This is a genomic window from Photobacterium sp., from assembly GCF_057456235.1.
The window spans coordinates 21945-41541 of the sequence record NZ_JBVCPH010000021.1 but is presented as its reverse complement, the minus strand read 5'-3'; the positions used below and the strand labels follow the sequence as shown (position 1 = coordinate 41541).

Sequence of the window (19597 nt, the reverse complement as noted above, 5' to 3'; positions counted from 1 at the left end):
GCTCTATACCTCGTATCTCATACCTCGAGCATCACGGATCGCCTTCACGCCAAGCACCAACATTTATCCCGCCATTACTCTATTTATTCATGATAAAATTATGGTATAAACGCAAAGCAAACGATTGCGCTCCTGTTGAAGCAATCTGATGCAGTATATCCGTTGTCACGATTCACTGTTGTCATTGCTATGAGGAAATGAGCCCATATGAAAAGCGACATTCAAATTTGCCGCGACACCCTACTCACTCCTATCGACCAGATTGCCGAAGTTACAGGGATAAAAGCTGAAGATCTGACCCTGCAAGGCTCCTTGAAAGCCAAGGTTAAGCCTTCGATTCTTAAACGTCTGGCTGATAAACCTGAGGGGAAGTTGGTGCTAGTGACAGCCATCACCCCGACGCCACTCGGTGAAGGTAAGACGGTAACTACCATTGGCTTATCTCAAGGGCTAGCCAAAGTGGGGAAAAAAGTCATTGCCTGTATTCGCCAGCCTTCTATGGGACCGGTCTTTGGCGTGAAAGGCGGCGCGGCCGGCGGAGGCTACAGCCAGGTCGCCCCGATGGAAAAGCTAAACCTGCATTTGACCGGTGATATTCATGCAGTCACCGCCGCCCATAACCTTGCGGCGGCAGCAATTGATGCCCGCCTGTACCATGAAGAACGCCATGGTTATGAGCAATTTTCCCGGCGAACCGAGCTGACACCGCTGCGTATCGATATTAACCGTATCGTCTGGAAGCGAGTCATGGATCATAATGACCGCGCGCTGCGCAAGATCACCGTGGGGCTAAATGAACCGGGAAAAACCATTAATGGCTTGGAACGCGAAGACGGTTTTGACATTTCTGCCGCTTCGGAGCTAATGGCAATTCTGGCCTTATCCAGAGATCTTGCCGATATGCGTGCGCGAATCGGCCGCATCGTACTGGCTTATAATATTGATGGCCAGGCAATCACTGCCGACGATCTTCACGTTGCGGGTGCCATGGCCGTCACTCTGTGCGAAGCTATTGAGCCGACACTGATGCAGACGCTGGAAGGTGTGCCGACCCTTATTCATGCCGGACCATTCGCCAATATTGCCCATGGCAACTCATCCATCATTGCCGATCGTATCGCGCTGAAATTAAGTGAATTCACCGTTACCGAAGCCGGTTTTGGCTCTGATATGGGGTTAGAGAAAGCCTGTAACATCAAAGCGCAACAAGCCGATCGCGGCCCTGATTGTGCGGTCATGGTTGCCACACTGCGCGGCTTAAAAGCCAACTCAGGGCTGTATGATTTACGTCCGGGTCAGCCACTGCCCGACGCGATTTTCGCCGCGGATGAAAAAGCACTCCACGCGGGTTTTGAGAACCTCAAATGGCACATCCATAATGCCGCCAAATACGGCTTACCGGTTGTTGTTGCCATTAACCGCTTCCCGCAAGACAGTGATGCCGAACTTGCACAGCTAAAAGCGATGGTTAACGACCAGGACTTTGGTACTTATGTGGATGTGGCGATCAGCGAAGCTTTCGGTAAAGGCGGTGACGGGGCCATTGCACTGGCTCAAGCCGTGGTGACAGCCTGTGAAACACCGGCTGACTTTAAACCACTTTACCGCCTGTCACAGACTTTAGAAGAGAAACTGATGACGGTCGCCGAGGTGGGATATGGCAGCCGGGGGATTGAATTATCTGAACGAGCCAAACAACAACTGGCAGAGCTGAAAGCTCAGGGCCATGATAATTTAGCGGTCTGCCTGGCAAAAACCCCCTTATCAATCACCCATGATCCCAGCGTGAAAGGTGCCCCGAAAGATTTCCTTCTGCCGGTCCGTGAACTGAAACTCTGTGCGGGAGCGGGATTTGTTTATGCTTTATGCGGCAATGTCATGACTATGCCTGGCTTACCTGAAAAGCCGGCCTATATGGCGTTAGATCTTGACGACAATGGTAATATTATTGGCTTAAGCTAACCGTCTTAAAGCCAGTAAGGCACAGAACGCCTCCTGTCATCAAACGCTAAAGGGCTACACTCAGTGGCTCTTTCTTTGGCCTGCCCGCTGTAAATTTGTCATTCCGCCTCTATTGCCTTCCCCCCGATCCATTACCTACACTACGATTGTAGAAGGGAAAAATGATGCAGTACCCTTATAAAAATAATGGTTAAAAGCCTTGTGAATCAACAATATAATCACTTACTGCTTAAGCTTTCATCACTCGGTTTTATTTAGTGAAAAATCAGCGACCACACGTCGTCAGATCAATATTTTTTAAACTTAACCTGATAATCTCAACTTCAGAATATAACAATATTAAGGCCTTCTATTATGGAAATGACAAACGCTCAACGTCTTATTCTTTCTAACCAGTATTCTCTGATGTCTCAGATGAGCCCTGAAAACGCAGAAAAATATCGCCGGCTTCAGACCATTGTTGAGCGCGGTTATGGCCTGCAAATGCGCGAACTGAACAAAGACTTCGGCTGCCTTCCCGAAGAAGACTGCCGCAATGTTATTGACTTCATGGAAATGCATCACGCGCTGCAGGAATCGTACAAAATGCTCGATGAGGCCAACCAGCAACTGGTTGAACCTCGCCGTCTGCAGTTTCTGGGCTTTGATGCCGCCACGGAATCACAACTGGTTCACTATGTCCGGTTCTTAACCGATGAAGAAGGTCTGTATCCTCAGTTTGATAAATCTGAGCACCAGTTCAACAGCCAGGTACCATTGCTAGAAAAATATCAGCGTATGCTGCAAACTTGGCGCAACTGTCCCCGCCAATACCATTTATCCGCTACTGAGATCCAACAAATTCTGAATGCCTAGTGATATTTTTATCTAGCAGTATTTGGACATAATATTCTTCTGTATACATTTAAAAAACCGGAGTCCATCCTCCGGTTTTTTTGTCTACAAACAAACACCTAGTGGCAATAGAACGAAACCAAAACACTTAAATCCCTCCCTCACCGGTCAATATTTTGTTGTATCGGTTACCGTTATAAATACGTACCCTCACCCCGATAATGAGTCAGTAATGACACATCCAAATCATTCGACCGATAAAAACCACCAACATCTTAGAAGATTGAAAATAAGCGCCGTTATTTAGGTATAATCTCGCAAACTAACCTTGTATATAAAACCTATCAATAAAAAGGATAGTATTCACTACCATGATTCGATTGCTTCTGTTATTGCTAATTATTTCACCAGGTTGCATTGCTGCACCAACGAATCATTTAATTATTCTGACAACATTTACAGAATCATCCATTACGCCGATACTTCTGGAATTTCAGCAGCAATACCCAGAAGCAAAGATCAATGTTCTTCACCGCCGGGTAGAATCCGGTGTTCGCTTACTGGAAAAAAACAGTCCTAGTATTGATATTGTGATTTCATCCTCGCAATCTTTACTCCAACCTTTGATTGAACAAAACAAGCTAATTGAGCTGAATGCCAATATCGCTCACTCACAACTCATCGACCCATTTAGGCAGAGTCAGTCAGATAACATTGTTAGCTTCGGTTACTCGGGCTATGGCCTAATGTGGAATTATGATTACCTAGCCAAACATAATCTTGATATCCCGGCCCGTTGGGAAAGTCTGACCCACCCCCAATATTTTCGGCATGTGATCATGAGTAGCCCATACCGATCTGACACCACGCATCTAATGGTTGAAAACATTCTGCAACGCCATGGCTGGAAAAAAGGCTGGAAACTTCTCTTACAAATTGGTGGTAACTTAGCTTCGATTTCTGCCCGCAGTTTTGGGGTAAGCGATGCCATTTCTCGCGGCCTGGCCGGTATTGGTCCCGTCATTGACAGCTTCGCCTACGAAAGCCAGAAACAGTTCCCTTTTATAGGGTTCAATTACCAGAACCACAGTCCGAAGATCCCGAGTTATATCGCAGCCGTCAACAATACCCATCACTCCAAGCACAGCCTGGCATTAATTAATTATTTGCTCTCTGATGAGGTGCAGGAAAAATTGCCGACGAGTTCGCTGCACAAATATGGCTTAAAGCAAAAAACGGTACAACCTTATGCACTCCAACCACTGGATATGACCCTGACTCGTCACCGGGAAGTACTGGTAAAACAACTATTTGAACAAACAGTCAGTCACCAATTAGTCTTATTGAACCAGGCTTGGCAGCTGATCCACAAGCTCAACACGGCGCAAAACCTGACAGACGAACAACGCCGCCAATTCAATTTAGCGATCCGCCTTGCTTCGACTCCACCGGTTACTGAAACTCAGGCCAATAGCGATAGCCATCATGAACTGTCGCTATCCCGTACACATGTGCAAACTGCAAGGCGCATTAATGCCTGGCGCGGTATTATGAGTAGTCAACTTATGCAATCAATCGCCCTCAGCCAGAAAATCATTGCTGAGCGCGAAGGGAGCAAATGATGCTTCGCAGGAAAACAATTGGATATCGCCTGATTGCCGCGATTGCCTTTATGGCTTTTCTCACCATCAGCGTAAGCTTAATTTCCCTGGTCAACTGGGAAGCCATCGATAACCAGATTAAGACTATCGTTGACAAAAATATGCCCACTCTCAAGGCAAGTTATCAGCTAGAAAGAAACACCGCTGGCCTGCAGGCCAGCCTCCATCGGCTCAGCCACAATACCGACCCCGTCACGCATAACGATCTGAAGCTGAAGATCAACATTAAGCTGGAACAGATCACCAATGCGATCACTGACACCGTCGGCCTCAATTCTTACCCATCGATAAAGACTCAGCATGAAATCTTGGTACAAGATATCGCTGTTTTCGCTGACTTACTTAACCAGCGTAACACGCACCTGTACTCGCTAACACAGACCGAAAACACCATCAGATGGCTCCATCAGGATTTGGTCGATGAACTGACCCCGCTCCGTCAGGAGGTGGAATGGCAATTAACGCGGATGCTACCCAATGCCGTTAACAGTGACGTCATGGCTGATGTCATGACCGAGTTTTCGCTGATCCAATCGATCACCATTAATGAAAATAAGCTGCACCAATTGGTTCTGGAAATCATTCAGCAACACCAACACCGTGATCTCAGTAATGCGTTCTATTTTATTGGTTACAAAACCAATGAAATCAGAACAATGAGTCAAAAACTGCATCACTACCCCTCAACGATTTCATACCGGCAATTACTGCAAGAATTTATTGGGTTAGTTGAACCTGGCGGTGTACTTGAAAAGCGGCTTAAAAAAAATGTACAGTTGCATATAGATATCAGCCGGCATGAAAAACGTATCCAGACCCGGCTGCAAGATCAGGAAGGTCGGATCCAGAACATGGTGGAACAAGCCGATACCTCACTGCAGCAATTAAATGATGAAACCAGACAATCCATCATATTTAGCCGTGCGATGATGCTTGGCTTCGTGTCTCTGTCGATATTATTATCCATTATGCTGTCAATCCACTTGGTTGGCAGGGGAATTGTAAAACGCCTGAACCTACTAAGTCAGGATCTTGATTCAGTTACCAAAGGTAATTTGAATGCCAATATTCAGGTTACTGGCGATGATGAAATCGGTTTGCTCGGTGATAACCTCCGTTATTTCTGTCGCCAGATGCAGGAAATGCAGCAAAGTAATGCCCTGAACCTGATCAACAACACGCAAGCCTGCATCATCACCTGCAATTTAAACGGTGTTGTGGAATCCGTAAATCCCAGCGCCTTAAAGCTGTTTAGCTACGATACCGCCATGGCCGATATAACCATTTGGGATTTCTTTAATGAAAACATGCAGCAAAGGCTTAAGTACCTTTTTGCTGATGGCAGCCCGCTAGTGGAAAAAGGGGCCTGTAACCTCACCCTAAAACAGAACTACCAAGAAAAAACACTGTACCTGAGGCTTGATTTTCGTTTATTTAAACAAGGAAATAGCGATAAGGTTATCATCACGATGACAGATATCACCGAGCAGGAAAATGCCGCTCGCTGGTTAGAAAATATGGTACGGGAAAAAACACAGTCTCTGACCAACAGTAACCGACAGTTGAGGGCAGAGGTGGATGATCGTAAGCGGGTTGAAGATGACTTACGCGCAACACAAGATGATCTCATTCAAGCGGCAAAAATGGCGGTAGTCGGCCAAGCCATGACATCGCTCGCACATGAATTAAACCAACCTCTTTCAGCCATCTCAACCCATGTTTTTGCGACTAAAGTGGCAATTAAAAAGCAAAATCACGATCGGCTGGCAACGAGTCTGGACAAGATAGAGCACCTTACCGTACGAATGGGCAATATTATTTCCAGCTTACGTAATTTCGCTCGCAAACAATCAGCGAGCAACCCGCTGATACGCGTTAATATCCATGAATCAATACATCAAGCCATGCTGATTGTTGAAAGCCGGGCGAAAGTTCAAAAAACAACCATTATCAATGAGGTTGATACAGCGCTCTATGCGCTAGCCGATCAAGTGCAGCTAGAGCAGGTTCTGGTCAATTTAATGGTGAATAGTTGCGATGCTGTCGCTGCAAGCGAACGGCGAGACATCACGATAAGTACGCTTGACACTATCGGTAGCCCTCTGCGTATGATGGTCAGTGACACCGGGGAGGGTTTTGCTGCCGAGAGCATCAAGAAACTTTTTATTCCTTTTACTACAACGAAAGACGTCGGGCTTGGCCTGGGGTTAAGTATTTGTCGTTCAATTATGACCCGTTTAGGGGGCGAGATTTTCCTGGCTTCAAACCTTCACGGTGGAGCTATGGTCGTATTGGAGTTAAATAATGATGATAATGAATGATGATATTGAAGTACTGATTGTTGACGATGATCAGGATGTTGTAGATGCTTATCAACATTTGCTTGAAGTCTCTGGCTATAAAGCACAAACCACGACAGATCCGACCCAGGTTTTGGGGATGCTAGATAAAAACTGGCCGGGGGTCGTCGTTACCGATATGTATATGCCTGGTCTGAACGGCATAGAATTACTGGATAAAATTAAAAGCCTGGATGAAGAGTTGCCCGTTATCATGATCACAGGCCACGGTGATATCCCGATGGCGGTCGATGCGGTAAAAAAAGGGGCAATCGATTTTTTACAAAAGCCACTACAGCCAGCGGATCTTCTGGCGTTATTAGAACGGTTCCTGCCTCAGCGTAAACAGGTCGTTAATCAGCGTAGAACCATCCACCATACTTCATCAAAACAATTAAATGGTGACAGTCCGTTAATCGTTAAAATTCGTGAGCAGGTAACACAAATCGCACTCACAACCAAAGATGTGCTGATTGAAGGGGAAACCGGCACCGGTCGTCATACTGTTGCCAAACTGCTGCATAAAAATAGCATTATTCATCAGGGACCTTATATCAACATCAATGGTTCAGCCATTACTTGTACCCCGGATCTGCAACGGAGCATGATTTCCGCCCGTAGTGGCTGTTTGTGTCTCAACAATCCGCAGGACATGCCAATTGAAGCACAACAGTGGTTATGTCGTTTCTTGTTGGAGCAAGAACGCCAGTGCAAAAAGGAAGTGAGGGTGTTAGCCATTGTCGAAGGCGAGGCGGAAAAGGTGGTAGAAAATGAAAAAATGTTACCTGAACTGTTCTACTTCTTGAGCCAGGTACGCTTTTCTTTGCCGCCCCTACGGCAACGCAACTGCGATATTACACCGTTATTCCGACAGTTCTTGAAGCTGAGCTGCCAAAAGCTCAATAAGGCGATTCCTGCTGTTGATAAAGCCTACATCAACACCCTTAACCGTCATGAATGGAAAGGGAATGTACTGGAACTGAAAAACGTCGCAGAACTGTATGCTATTGGTATTGTCAAGCTGACCGGACAAGAGCGCTCTAAGCCATTAGAACAGATGAGCAGTCCGTTAGATGACCTGGTCGATGACTATGAAAAACAACTCATCGAAGATGCATTGTACCTCTTTACCGGACGTATCAATGAAGTGTCTTCTTACCTGCAGATACCACGCAAGAAACTGTACTTAAGAATGAAAAAACATGACTTGGATAAAGCCGAGTTTAAAGTCCGGCCATCGAATTAACGGCGAAAAAAAACGCTCGCCACTTTTTGCAAAGTAAGGCGAGCGAAAATAATCGATCAATAACGCCAGTCAAAGCCAACAGTGATCACTTCGGTGGAGCGCGAAGTATCACCACTAAACAACACACCGATCTACCGGCAAGAAATCAGATTAAGCGGCTACTGGCTCCGCCGTCTTCGTTAATTTAATGAATCGACAAATATCGGTATCCCCAACATTTTCGAGTGATTCAAATTGCGTTAAGATCAGCGAATCAATATCGTTTAACATCTCGGCATAATAGAGAACAGATTTCACCTCTTCTGCCAGCACTAGCCCTGACTTTCCGGCATGCTCGAAATAAACCGGCGTAACACCTCGCAATAATGCCAATTGACGTAAAACACGAGGGTCATGAGACAGTGCCCAAATCTGCTGCTTGCCCTGCCAGCGAGACATTAAGCGGGGTGTGTCACCCTGCTCGGTAATAATGGCCACACCTGATTTTTGGGTTGAGTTTGATACCGACAGCATGGCCGCTAACGCCATGCTTTTTCGCGGCTCTGAGCATAGATTCAGTAAGTTTTGCCAATTGTCACTGGCTTCGCTGATACGCTCTTCTGCGCTACTTGCAATATCAGCCATATAAGCAACGGCTTCAACCGGGTATTTACCCGCGGCAGATTCGGCCGATAACATTACGGCATCCGTCCCATCAAGCACCGCATTGGCAACATCCAATACCTCAGCTCGCGTTGGCATCGGATTCTCAATCATCGACTCCAGCATTTGAGTCGCCGTGATCACCGGACGGCCATGATAACGCGCCCGCTCAATCAACCGCTTTTGTATCAGAGGTAAATTGACATCACCGATTTCAACGCCCAGGTCCCCCCGTGCAACCATAATCACATCAGACGCTAAAATAACATCATCCATTGCTTTCACTGAGGCCACCACTTCAGCCCGTTCCACTTTTGCCACGATTGCGGCATGACAGCCAGCCGCTTTAACCAACTGGCGAGCTTCATGTAAATCAGCTGAATTACGAGGAAAGGAAACGGCGATATAATCGGCATCAAGAGCCGCTGCAGTGATGATATCCTGCTTATCCTTATCGGTAAGCGCAGGTGCCGAAAGGCCACCACCAAGCAGATTGATCCCTTTTCGATTAGACAGCACCCCAGCATTTAACACTGTGGTGTGAACTTTCCCGCCATCAATGCCCGTTATTTTCAGACGAATACGTCCGTCATCCAGCAGTAGAATGTCGCCTTGCTGCACGTCGTTGACTAATTGGGGAAAGTCCAAACCGACGCTGTTTTTTGTGCCGGCATCTGAGGCCATGTTTACATCAAGGGTAAATGTCTGATCTTTTTCAAGCATCACCTTGCCATCACGAAAAGCAGCAATGCGAATTTTAGGCCCTTGCAGATCAGCTAATACCCCAATATGGCGCCCTAACCGCAAAGCAATTGCCCGAACTAATTCAGCGCGGGCAATATGCTCTTCAGCGGTACCATGAGAGAAATTCAAACGAACGACGTTCACACCCGCTAAAATTAATTTTTCAATCGTTTGCGGATCATTACTGGCGGGGCCTAGCGTGGCAACAATTTTGGTTTTGCACATAGGTATTACCTTAGAGAATACGTAATTAGACAAGTAGCGGCATCACGCCGCTACTTAAAATCATTTATTTCACAACTACTATTTCGCTAGAGCAGGCTCGCCAGGTTCATCAATCATGGTTACCTTCTTGGCATTCCAAACCGTTAAGGCTAAGAATAGCGATACAATTGATGCACCAATCCAGAAATACTGTGCAGCACCAAAGTCATACACTTTCATCGTTTCACCGGCCTCATTCACTACTTCAGTTACCGTGATAAGGTTTGATGAAATCAGCTCCTGCGCCGATGCTGCCATGTACGAGAACAGACCGATGAAGCCTTTCACCGCACCCACTGCGTTTTTAGGCATAAGATCACATGCTGTCAGGCCAGCCAGGAAGACAACCAGACCACCAATTGCAAAGCCAATCAGTGTCAAGGCTGCAGCATCCATCATTCGGCTTGGTGGAGCAAAGAATAGTAAGAACATCCCGATCACGTTGGCTATTCCATATAACAACGTTGGAATATGGCGGTTCGCGTTAAAGATTTTGTCTGACACAATTCCTGATAGAACCGCACCGACAAGACCGGCAATCGGGTAAGCTGACATTGCAAAACCAGCATCAATCAGGCTATAGCCTTTGACTTCCTGCAGATATAACACCGCCCAAGAAGAGATTGCATATCGTGAGGTGTACATCGCCGCACATGCCAGTGCAATCAGCCACACCGTAGGTTGCTTCAAAATGAACAGTTGAGCGCGGCGGGTTTCTTTCGGATCATTGCCTTTTTTAAATTCAGGCTCTTCACCAAACGCAGTTGCCGCATCAGGCAGACCATAAGTCTGTGGGCGGTCACGCAGAACGAAGAACATGCATAGCCCAGCAATCACCGCAGCAATACCGGCACCAATGAAGCCTGCACGCCAACCGAAGTAGCTCACCATGGTCGCGGTCAGAATCCAGGTAATACCTTCACCGATATTACGAGAGCCGCCCCAAATCGAGTAACGGCTGCCTCGCTGCTTGGGAGAGAACCACTGGAAGAGGGAAACGCATGAAGGCGCCGAGCCTACAGATTGGAACCAGCCGTTTAATCCCCATAAAAGGATAAAGAAAAATGCGGTGGTATTCATCCCCATCGCGACGGCTGTAAAGCCAGACAGTATGAGAGAAAATGACATAAACCGACCGATGTTGGCATAATCGGACATAAAGCCATTCGAGAACTTACCAATTGCATAAGTGAAAAAGAAAGCCGAACCCATAATACCCAGCTCTGCTTTGGTCACAATTTCCGCATCCAGCATCGGCTTTTTCACAACGCCCAAACTCATACGTACCACGTAGAAAACGGCATAGCCAAAAACTAAACCTAAAAATACAGACCATTGGTGGCGTTTAAAAACGGACTGAATTTTATCAGGGCTTCCTTCCATAACCGGTTTATCCGGTCTGGTTTTAAAAAAATCAAACATATTAATCTCCATGCATATACTGTTATTTGTAATGTAAAATAATCAAGCTGTCGTGCTTTGAGATGGATAATAGGCCGTTATTCATATCCGGCAAGGAGGCGGTTTTGGGATCAATCTTTCCCAAAATTAATTTAACGTCGGACAACAAAAGGACATTTAAACTGGAGAAGTCTGGTTATATCAAAGATAATGATTCACAACGGACTTGAGAATGTCCCAAGAATGGACCATGCCCTTTTCTAAATAATATTCTCTTATTCCCGTAATTTTGATAGGGCGCACAAAACGCTAAATTTAGGGTCTATTTTCACTATGTATTATTTAAAAGCGACCATCATGGCCAAGATGAAGATTATTAGAACACTCACGACACTGTTAATATTCTTATTGGTTACGGGGAATGTTTTTGCCACTGAAAGTAAACCAATCGTGATACTTACAACCTTTTCCGAGTACACAATTTCTCAACAAGTCGAACAATACCGGCAACTGTTCCCGAATACTGAAGTACGTGTCATATTCAGGCGTACCCGCTCGGCCTTACGACTGTTAGCAAAAGATGATGCTCAGAATATTGATATCATCATCTCATCATCTCCTGTGCTATTTAATCACCTTTCAACCAACAAGCAGCTCTATGCCATTAACTCACCGCATCAGGTTCCGAGCTGGCTATCACCTCATGTTATTGATATTTCAGGTGAAACAACCGCATTCGGCTATTCTGGGTTTGGTCTGATGGCTAATCGGCAATATCTGGCCAGCCATCATTTACCGACGCCGAAATCATGGGAAGATTTAACAAATGCAATGTACTTTCACCATATCACCATGAGTACCCCTTCTCGGTCTGGCACAACAAGTCTGATGGTTGAAAACATACTTCAGCATTATGGCTGGAAAGATGGCTGGGAATTGCTCATGCAGATCGGGGGGAATATCGCCTTTATTTCCTCACGAAGTTTCGGTGTCAGCGAGGCTATTTCAAAAGGATTAATTGGCGCCGCTCCGGTAATAGACAGTTATGCTATAAACAGCAAAAAAGTATTTAATTACATCGACTTTAATTATCTGCCCAACTCTATTCTGATGCCGGCTTATGTGGGTATCGCGAAGAAAAGTCATTCGATTTCAAATGCTAAAAATTTCGTTGATTTTTTACTTTCGGACTCCGGCCAGCGTGCACTGGAAAAATCATCTATGGCTAAATATTCTCTTAATCAGCCACAATTAGCAGAAAGCACATCTTTTATTTTAAATAAACAACTGTTACATCGCCGAGATGCGCTCATTTCCCTGCTCTTTGATCAAGCAATTACAGAGCAACTACATCAACTTAATAGTACCTGGGCCTCCATCCATCAATTAGAGGCTACAAATAATATGCCTGCTGAGGCTCACAATAAACTGTTACAGGCAAAACAGTATGCCGCTAAGGTTCCCGTTACCGAAGAACAATCCAGATCCCCTGTTTACTTGGCACAATTTCATCGTGACGGTGCAAAGCGCGGCAGAGATCCGGTTGTTGCCGCTGAAATTCAGCGGTGGAAAGAAGCCCTTAAGCAAAATTTGCAGCAAGCAAATCATCTGCTCAATCAAATAAACCAAGAGTAAGTTACCGTGTTGTTCAAATTCACTACGATTGGCTCACGCCTTGTCGCTGCCTTTACTTGCATTCTACTGATGGTTTGCTTAGTCAGCATTGTTGCCTTTACCACTTGGAAAACCTTGGAAAGTCAGGTTGATCTGATGGTTGATGAAAATATCCCGGCACTGAAAGCCAGCTATCAACTGGAACGCAGCAGCGCAGAACTACAGGCATATCTGAATGAAGTGTACACAACGAACAACCAGCTAAGACTGAACCAGCTCAAAGTCAGGCTTGAGAACGAAATGGCAGATCTCAACCGTGCGACGATTACCTTAACGTCCCTGCCGCTGGTCAACACCTTGAGGCAAGAATATCGCCAGCTGGCCAATGATATTCAGCTCTACACCACACTGCAGGAAACTAAGATCGATCTGAAGCTGAAGCTGAATAAAACCTCTGAAACTATCTTATGGCTTCATCAGGATATCGTTGATGAACTGACACCGTTGAACCAGGAGTTAGAATGGCAAATTACCAATTCACGCACAGCAAGTTTAAACTCAACAACCCAAACCTCGCTCTATAGTGATTTTTCAGCGTTACAACAACTAACCGTTAACGAAAATGAACTAATTTCTCTGGTTCAAGAGGTCACCCGTCACCATCAGCAGCGTAACCTCAGCAGTGCTTTCCAATTTATTGGATACAAAACCAAGGAAATTAAATCACTGAGTGATGCTTTGCTACATAACGCTACCAGCATTACTCACCACCAGTTACTACTTGAACTGATTGCCATTGTTCAGCCTGACAGCAAGCTTCATCAGCTTCTTCAGAATATTGTCGCGATCAATCTCCAGACCGACAATCAAAAACAGACGATTAAAACCCGGCTAAACTTTCAGCAAGAGCAAATAAATAAACTGGTCAATCAGGCAAGTCGAGAGCTACAAGGTATTAAACTCGAGGCAAAAACAACCGTCAGGACCGGTAATCACGTTCTCTTTATTGTTCTGCTCTGCGCCTTATTGTGTAGTGCGTTTATCTGTACCTATTTTGTCCGCAAACGTATTGTTGGCCGGTTACATGATCTGAGCCTGGCACTGAGTGCCGTTGTAACGGGTGAAGTCGAACTGCCGGTTTCGGTCACAGGCGATGACGAGATCGGCAAACTCGGTAGCAACCTGCGTAATTTCTGCCTGCAACGACAGGAAATCGAAAAAACCAATGCCCTGAACCTGATCAACAACACCCAGGCAAGTATCATCACCTGCACGACAGACGGGATGATTGAATCGGTCAACTATCAGGCCAAAGAAATTTTCCCCCTGCTCACGTCACCACACGTCAAATCAGAAACGATTTGGGATTTATTCGAACCACAAAAGCACCAGCAGTTGAAATCAATATTCACTTCACAGAGTACACTGCTCAGAGAAGGTGCTTACTGTTTAACCATGGCGATGAATGATGAATATCGTCAGACACGCTACTTCCGTCTGGATCTGAGGGTTTTTCAACAAAATAAGATACCTAAGGTCATTATTACCCTGACCGATATTACCGAACAAGAAAATATTGCCCGCTGGCTAGAACATAAAGTCGAAGAAAAGACACAGTCATTATCAGCCACCAACGCTGCGCTGCACGATGAAATTGAAGAGAGAAAACGCGCTGAGGCCAATCTTGTCACGGCACAAGATGAACTGATCCAATCGGCCAAAATGGCTGTCGTTGGTCAGGCCATGACAACACTGGCACATGAATTAAATCAGCCGCTTTCTGCGTTGTCGACATACATTTTTACTGTACAGATGACTTACAACGAGACCCAATATCCCGATCTGAACGACACACTGGCGAAAATGAATGAGATCTGTGAACGCATGGATCACATCATTGCCAACCTGCGTAACTTTTCAAAAAAAACCACAACATCTAAACTGAACAGTGTCGTTAATCTGTATCAAGCGACGCAGAATGCCATTGATATCGTCGCCTATCGGGCCAAACAACATAACATTCAGTTCAATAATCAGCTTACACCATCGAGTACCGGCATTGGTGAACCGATTCAAATTGAACAGGTTCTTGTGAACTTACTGGTCAATAGCTGCGATGCCCTCGCACCTTTAGTCAACGTACATGGCCACGTCGATATCATCGAGCTAGGACGTTCAGATCAACACCTAACCATCGCCTGTTGTGATAACGGGCAAGGCTTTGACAAAGACATTATAAATACACTATTTACCCCGTTTACCACCACCAAGGAAGTAGGGTTAGGGCTTGGGTTGAATATTTGCCGTTCGATTATGATCCGGATGAACGGCTCGATTCAACTGGCCTCGACACTAAACGGCGGTGCTATGATTGTTTTGGAGTTCCCTATAAATGATGCTCAGTAATGATATTCAAGTTGTACTTATCGATGATGATCAGCACGTGCTGAACTCATGCCAGCATTTATTGCAACTTGCAGGTTATAAAACACGTGCCTTCCAAGATCCGCGCATGGCTCTCAAAGAGATCCATCCGAATTGGTCAGGCGTGATCCTGACTGATATCTATATGCCCACCATGAGTGGCATGGAATTGATTGACAAGGTAAAGGCGATCAGTCCACATCTTCCTATCATCACCATCACCGGACATGGTGATATTTCGATGGCTGTTGAAGCAATGCAGAAAGGGGCTGTCAATTACTTAGAAAAGCCTTTAAAACCCAAAAAATTGCTTAACTTACTGGAAAAAGTCATTGCAGAGCGGAAAAATCTCGTCGAGCAGTGGCAAATCATCGAAAACAGCCTCCCTGAACAACTTCTCGGTACCAGTACTGAAATTGAAGAGCTGCGCAACCACATTAAACTGTTGGCCAGCGCAGACAAAGATGCGCTGATTCAAGGCGAAAGCGGAACCGGACGATATACCACCGCCACCCTGTTACATGAGCACAGCCCACGTAGTTCACAGCCGTTGGTGGTTAGAAATGGTAATTCTATTCAATCGGTTAAAGCACTGGAATGTACATTAGAAGAAGCAGAAAAAGGTAGCTTGATATTACAAGACCCAGGCTCCATGCCAGCAGAAGTGCAACGCTTTCTCAGTCACTTTTTATTGAATCAAGAACGTTCGGGGAAACGTTCGGTGAAGCTGATCGCGATATTTGGCGAGTGTCCGGAAAACGAATTAAAAGAACACCGCCTGCTGCCAGAGTTGTTCTATTTTTTAAGCCAAGTCCGCTTTGCTATCCCGCCATTGCGCCAGCGTAAAGAAGATGTCATTCCACTGTTTCGCCATTTTCTAAAAAAAAGCTGCGCCTTATTAGGCAAGCAACGGCCTAAAGTGGATAAAGCGTATTTAGACACACTGAAGCGCCATCAATGGCCGGGGAATATTAGAGAGTTAAAAAGTGTTGCCGAGCTCTATGCGATAGGGATGGTAAAGCTCTCTAACGCCGATCGTACTCAGCCGATAGAACAAATGACCAGCCCATTAGATGACCTGGTTGAACAGTATGAAAAACAATTAATCGAGGATGCGCTCTATTTGTACGCCGGGCGCATCAACGATGTGTCAGAATATCTAAAAATTCAGCGCAAAAAACTCTATCTCAGGATGAGAAAATACGACTTAGACAAAAACAATTACAAAGTGAATTAAGATCCAGCGATTTATCCCACCTTCAAACCATTAATACGCCTGATACTATTCAGGCATATTAATTCCCTTGAGGCCTAACCCCACTCCGACTATATGTTATTTAACCTTTTTTGGCCCTTTTTGCCTCATAAATACATAAATCAAAGAGACAGTATTCGATAGCCTTCTCAGTACCCGCCAAATTAATTGTTACCATTCACCATCATCTATCGCTGGCTACAAAAAGATAAAAACAACCAATATTTATCTGTCCAGCCAGTAATCAAAGCCACGTTTCAAATGAGTATAAAAAACACTCGATATGTTACGATCATGAGGAATGTCTTCTGATGAAATTCAGAGAGCTTACGCTTAACGCAAAATTATCACTGTTACTTATCTTAATCGTGCTGACCGTAACGACCACATTGTCGCTGCAGGCAGCCAGCACCTTAAAAAATCACACCACTGAAGAAGCCCGCGCCATGATGGATAATGTATCCCGCGTGGCCGCACTCAACCTGAGCGTATGGATGGATGACCGTCTCAATACGCTTAAAAACCTGTCTAAACCTCTTGATAAAGCAAGCCACTTAGATGCCCTTCAGCAAGCACAGCGCTCGTTAGCACTTGATGATGCCTATTATGCTGATGCACAAGGCTATTATATTCGTTCGTTCCCCTCACGGGTCAAGCAAGGCTATGATGCCAGAATCCGCCCTTGGTACCAGAACGCCATCACCGCCAATCGTCTGGTCATTTCCAAGCCTCTTATCGGTAAAAACTCCGGCATTATGAAATTTATTTTATCGATGCCCACCACGATAGACGGTGTTCCTGGTGTTGTTGGCGCGGCCATCACGACCGACTATTTAGTCGATGCCCTGCAGCAATTTAAGCTCAACGTAAGCAGCCATGTCTTCTTGCTCCATCAAGACGGAACCATCATCGCTCATGATGATCCCGAGCTTGTTCTCTCTCCGGCATCAGAACTGGACAGCCAGCTTTCGCCTGCCGCCATTGTGCAAGCAGCCCAGAATGATGAACTGTTAAACGTAACGTTAAACGGTCAAAAACACCTGCTCTCACTGACCAAAGTGAACAACTCGGAATGGTATTTAGCCATCAGTCAGAACGAAGAGCTGACGTTTTCCGCTTATCACTCATTATTAAAAGAACAAGCCATTATCGCGACAGGCCTGACCCTTATGGCCATTTTTATGGTGACACTGCTAATCAAGATGATGCTGAAGGGGCTGGTACAGCTCACGAACGCGCTAAAAAACATCAGCCATGGTGATGGTGACTTAACGGTGCGTTTACCGGTAGAAAGCCGTGATGAGGTTGGACAGTTAGCCGATGCATTTAATCACTTTGTCAGCAAACTACAAATTATGATGAGTGATACCAATACGATTTCAGTTAGCCTGTCTGAACAAGCGGCTAATACCTCAGCCTTAAGCAAAGCACAAAATCAAAAAGTCCATGAGCAATATAAGCAGATTAGTTGCGTAGCAACAGCCGTCAATCAAATGGCTGCTGCCACCCAAAGTATTGCCAGTAATGCTGAGGCCACGGCCCGTCAGACGCATCAAGCTAGTGAAATGTCGGATGCAGGTTACCGGCAAGTATTAAAGAGCCAATCAGCAATCACCCACTTAGCCAATGAAATCAAAAATACGGGTACCACAATCAATCAATTAAACTTTCAAGCTCAGAATATTTCAGCCATTTTATCGACTATCAGAAGCATTGCCGAGCAAACTAACCTACTGGCGTTGAATGCGGCCATTGAAGCGGCACGCGCCGGCGAGCAAGGTCGGGGATTTGCCGTTGTGGCCGACGAAGTTCGGGTACTAAGCCAGCGTACCCACTCTTCAACCCAAGAAATCCAGTCCATGATTGAAGAACTGCAATCCACCACAGGCCTTGCCGTGAAGTATATGGAGGAGAGTCAGGGCATCGCTAAAGTCAGTGTTAATGAATCAGAAACGGCTTGCAACAGCCTGCTACAAATCACCCATACCGTTTCCAGCATTACCGATATGGCAACTCAAACCGCCAGCGCCGCAGAAGAACAAAGCCTGGTTACTGAAGAAATCACGCGCAATACCGAAGCACTAGAGCAGGTTGCCAACCAAATTGCACAAGATACCGAGTCAGGCCACCAGCAGGCAGAGGCTCTGCGCCACCTCGCCGATGAGCTTAACCACGAGGTGAATCAATACAAGATTTAACCGAGATTCACTGTTCAGCAATTTGATCGCAATTGGCCCGGAACAAACCGGGCCAACTTGCAGGCCGATATCGAGGGGTTTACAATATCTGCCGTCTCTTAATCGCCTGGCTTACACCATGTCTTACCAATGTCCACTTTGTCACTCCGCACTTGTTCAACATTCTCAATATTGGCGCTGTGAAAATAATCATCAGTTTGATCAGGCCAAAGAAGGGTATGTGAACCTCATGCCGGCTCACCATAAAGGTTCGAAGAACCCAGGTGACAATCAGGAAATGATGCAGGCACGCCGCTTGTTCCTCAACACTGACCATTACAAGCCATTGCGCGAAGAAGTCGTTCGTCACCTGGACGAACAACTTTCTGAAGATGCCGGGCAGATACTGGATATTGGCTGCGGTGAAGGTTACTACACATCTGAATTTACCCGGTTAAATACCCGTCATCCCGAGCTGGCCGTTCATGGCCTGGATATCTCGAAAGTCGCCGTTCGCTATGCTGCAAAACGCTATAAAAACTGCCACTTCTGTGTTGCCTCAAGCCACCGCCTGCCTTATCCGGAGCAATATTTCGATGCAATTGTCCGCATTTATGCTCCATGCAAGGCCGAAGAGTTACAGCGCACCATGAAAAAAGGCGGGGTTTTAGTGACCGTCACGCCTGCGGCACGCCATTTATACCAATTAAAAGAGCTGATTTACGATGGCGTTCGCTTACATGATATGGCACCGGAAGTCATTGAAGGATTTGATCTTATTGTTGATCAGCAACTACACTATGACATGCAGCTAAGCGGTGAAGAAGCGACCGCGCTGATGCAAATGACGCCATTTGCCTGGAAAACATCAACCGAGGTGTGGCAGCAACTGGCAGATTCACCGACGTTCAGCTGCGAAGCCGATTTCGCACTTCGTGTTTATCGCCGTCAGTGATCTCCGCATGATATAGACAGAGTACGCCCAGACAGAGATGAAATTAAGCCTCAGTTTCATCTCATTGCCCTGTCTGTAC

12 protein-coding genes are annotated in these 19597 nt (G+C 45.8%); 10 read left to right on the top strand and 2 right to left on the bottom strand.

Features of this window, described 5'->3' with window-relative positions; all coding sequences use genetic code 11:
* Positions 1 to 207 precede the first annotated feature (207 nt).
* From AC2204_RS18690 to AC2204_RS18670, 5 genes are all read left to right on the top strand, one after another.
* Positions 208 to 1962 (top strand): formate--tetrahydrofolate ligase, encoded by a 1755-nt coding sequence (locus tag AC2204_RS18690; protein ID WP_318927314.1) that lies wholly within the window; start codon positions 208 to 210, stop codon positions 1960 to 1962.
* Between the two features lie 354 nt (positions 1963 to 2316).
* Positions 2317 to 2817 carry a YfbU family protein gene (locus AC2204_RS18685; protein WP_318927312.1) on the top strand — a complete coding sequence of 167 codons (501 nt, stop codon included), beginning with the start codon at positions 2317 to 2319 and terminating at the stop codon, positions 2815 to 2817.
* A gap of 350 nt (positions 2818 to 3167) precedes the next feature.
* A complete protein-coding gene (locus AC2204_RS18680; RefSeq protein WP_318927309.1) occupies positions 3168 to 4418 on the top strand; it encodes an ABC transporter substrate-binding protein in 1251 nt (416 codons plus the stop codon).
* The gene (locus AC2204_RS18675; RefSeq protein ID WP_318927308.1) at positions 4418 to 6778 is read left to right on the top strand and encodes an ATP-binding protein; all 2361 of its coding nucleotides are present in this window, start codon (positions 4418 to 4420) and stop codon (positions 6776 to 6778) included. The genes AC2204_RS18680 and AC2204_RS18675 overlap by 1 nt, the downstream gene beginning before the upstream one ends.
* The gene (locus AC2204_RS18670) at positions 6765 to 8042 is read left to right on the top strand and encodes a sigma-54-dependent transcriptional regulator (RefSeq protein WP_318927355.1); all 1278 of its coding nucleotides are present in this window, start codon (positions 6765 to 6767) and stop codon (positions 8040 to 8042) included. Before AC2204_RS18675 ends, AC2204_RS18670 begins: the two co-directional genes overlap by 14 nt.
* A gap of 150 nt (positions 8043 to 8192) precedes the next feature.
* Here the strand turns inward: AC2204_RS18670 and pyk are convergent, their stop codons facing one another.
* On the bottom strand, positions 8193 to 9653 hold the full coding sequence (gene pyk / locus AC2204_RS18665) for a pyruvate kinase (protein WP_318927306.1): 1461 nt from the start codon (positions 9651 to 9653) through the stop codon (positions 8193 to 8195).
* 78 nt (positions 9654 to 9731) lie between these two features.
* On the bottom strand, positions 9732 to 11114 hold the full coding sequence (locus tag AC2204_RS18660; RefSeq protein WP_318927305.1) for an MFS transporter: 1383 nt from the start codon (positions 11112 to 11114) through the stop codon (positions 9732 to 9734).
* Positions 11115 to 11426: 312 nt separating this feature from the next.
* On the opposite strand from AC2204_RS18660, the gene AC2204_RS18655 reads away from it, so the two are divergent.
* The 5 genes from AC2204_RS18655 to rlmA all read left to right on the top strand — a co-directional run bounded on the left by AC2204_RS18655 (position 11427) and on the right by rlmA (position 19518).
* On the top strand, positions 11427 to 12728 hold the full coding sequence (locus AC2204_RS18655; RefSeq protein ID WP_318927304.1) for an ABC transporter substrate-binding protein: 1302 nt from the start codon (positions 11427 to 11429) through the stop codon (positions 12726 to 12728).
* 6 nt (positions 12729 to 12734) lie between these two features.
* A complete protein-coding gene (locus AC2204_RS18650) occupies positions 12735 to 15113 on the top strand; it encodes an ATP-binding protein (RefSeq protein ID WP_318927302.1) in 2379 nt (792 codons plus the stop codon).
* Positions 15100 to 16368 carry a sigma-54-dependent transcriptional regulator gene (locus AC2204_RS18645; protein ID WP_318927301.1) on the top strand — a complete coding sequence of 423 codons (1269 nt, stop codon included), beginning with the start codon at positions 15100 to 15102 and terminating at the stop codon, positions 16366 to 16368. The genes AC2204_RS18650 and AC2204_RS18645 overlap by 14 nt, the downstream gene beginning before the upstream one ends.
* A gap of 329 nt (positions 16369 to 16697) precedes the next feature.
* The gene (locus tag AC2204_RS18640) at positions 16698 to 18584 is read left to right on the top strand and encodes a methyl-accepting chemotaxis protein (protein ID WP_318927299.1); all 1887 of its coding nucleotides are present in this window, start codon (positions 16698 to 16700) and stop codon (positions 18582 to 18584) included.
* 118 nt (positions 18585 to 18702) lie between these two features.
* Positions 18703 to 19518, top strand: coding sequence for a 23S rRNA (guanine(745)-N(1))-methyltransferase (gene rlmA / locus AC2204_RS18635; RefSeq protein ID WP_318927298.1), 816 nt, complete (start codon positions 18703 to 18705; stop codon positions 19516 to 19518).
* Positions 19519 to 19597: the final 79 nt, after the last annotated feature.

Excerpts from the sequence above, each read along its gene's own strand:
- AC2204_RS18660 (WP_318927305.1), bottom strand. The coding sequence starts at position 11,114 with ATGTTTGATTTTTTTAAAACCAGACCGGATAAACCGGTTATGGAAGGA.
- AC2204_RS18645 (WP_318927301.1), top strand. The coding sequence starts at position 15,100 with ATGATGCTCAGTAATGATATTCAAGTTGTACTTATCGATGATGATCAG.
- AC2204_RS18675 (WP_318927308.1), top strand. The coding sequence starts at position 4,418 with ATGCTTCGCAGGAAAACAATTGGATATCGCCTGATTGCCGCGATTGCC.
- AC2204_RS18640 (WP_318927299.1), top strand. The coding sequence starts at position 16,698 with ATGAAATTCAGAGAGCTTACGCTTAACGCAAAATTATCACTGTTACTT.
- AC2204_RS18655 (WP_318927304.1), top strand. The coding sequence starts at position 11,427 with ATGTATTATTTAAAAGCGACCATCATGGCCAAGATGAAGATTATTAGA.
- rlmA (WP_318927298.1), top strand. The coding sequence starts at position 18,703 with ATGTCTTACCAATGTCCACTTTGTCACTCCGCACTTGTTCAACATTCT.
- pyk (WP_318927306.1), bottom strand. The coding sequence starts at position 9,653 with ATGTGCAAAACCAAAATTGTTGCCACGCTAGGCCCCGCCAGTAATGAT.
- AC2204_RS18670 (WP_318927355.1), top strand. The coding sequence starts at position 6,765 with ATGATAATGAATGATGATATTGAAGTACTGATTGTTGACGATGATCAG.
- AC2204_RS18685 (WP_318927312.1), top strand. The coding sequence starts at position 2,317 with ATGGAAATGACAAACGCTCAACGTCTTATTCTTTCTAACCAGTATTCT.
- AC2204_RS18680 (WP_318927309.1), top strand. The coding sequence starts at position 3,168 with ATGATTCGATTGCTTCTGTTATTGCTAATTATTTCACCAGGTTGCATT.
- AC2204_RS18690 (WP_318927314.1), top strand. The coding sequence starts at position 208 with ATGAAAAGCGACATTCAAATTTGCCGCGACACCCTACTCACTCCTATC.